This window comes from Pseudomonas sp. P4_C3 (assembly GCF_056402075.1).
The window spans coordinates 1-1,126 of sequence record NZ_JBFUIC010000745.1 but is presented as its reverse complement, the minus strand read 5'-3'; the positions used below and the strand labels follow the sequence as shown (position 1 = coordinate 1,126).

Genomic DNA, 1,126 nt, shown 5'->3' with positions numbered 1-1,126 from the left:
AGTTAGAGTAGAAAGCCATAGACTCAGTGTACCCTACAATTAAAGTCCCCCGTTTTTTCAGCTCTTGGAGAGTCTCAGCGACGCCAGGATAAAGGACTAGATATTCCTTCCTCTTTTCCCGAAATGCGTTCACTGCCGGAGCAAATACCTCGAGAGCATTTCGTCCAGCAAGAAATTTTTGAAGAGACGGTAGTTCTTCAATTAAGAAGGAGTACTCTGACGTACCATGTTTCTGATGAACAATGGATATTTCCGGTAGCAGCTGACTTTTAGATACGCCACTTATGACTACAAGCTCTTCAAGCATTGCTGAAAAGCACCGCACCCACAACTCGACCCAGTCGAATAACGTATTATCCAGATCAGTGATTAATACCCTTTTCGTCGAAGACATTTCAAACCCCAATCGCCGTCAACGGCGGGTAGATACATTATAAAAGTACTAATTCATCGCCATTCATACTTAGGACGCCAGCGGACTTAGACGACTTGCGAGCGCTCAAACCCGCCCTTATCGGTGAGTTCAAAAAGTGCCCTTTGACGTCTCGGTGTTATAGCGCCATCAGTAGCAACTACTTCCACAAAAATGATAAGCGGATCTACTGGACCGAGATCTACAAGAATTAAGTCAGGAAGATCTTTTTTCGCGACAATATCAAGCCCTATTGCAGTAGCCAACTTTACGTCCTGAACAGCGACTTTGTTGCTGGACTCACTAAGCCATAGTACTCCCGGCTGCTTCAAAAACCTTGACGCAAAAACTTCGACCACTGCTTTTGAAATCAATGAACTCGGACCAGGCGACAACGTTCGAGTGTCGCCACTCGGAAATTGGACGGGCACACCGGTCTTCCCCGCGGTTCCCATTCGAAGCAACGATACTCTGGCGAGGGCGCTTGGAGTAAGATTTTTGGCTTGCCAAGCCAAAATCGCTTGGGTCAAGGCGGAATCCTTCAAAGCAGGATCAAACAGATCAGCCAAGTCTTTATTCAACGCGTATCGCGGTCGGCTTGATGTGGTTGGAACGTCAGTCCGTTCTACAACAGCACCTACGATTATTAATCCTTCTCTGAGAGTTTCGTCTCTTATGGGCTCACGGGTATTATCGGCGTACCACCGTACACCC

At 47.1% G+C, this 1,126-nt stretch carries 2 protein-coding genes; both read right to left on the bottom strand.

Annotated features, from left to right (window positions below; genetic code table 11):
• Positions 1-394, bottom strand: a 394-nt coding sequence (locus AC1DVH_RS32215; protein WP_477757182.1) for an HAD family hydrolase, incomplete at its 3' end; no start/stop codon positions are given.
• An 86-nt stretch (positions 395-480) separates the two neighbouring features.
• Positions 481-1,126: BsuBI/PstI family type II restriction endonuclease (locus AC1DVH_RS32210; RefSeq protein WP_477757181.1), on the bottom strand; the 646-nt coding region annotated here is incomplete at its 5' end.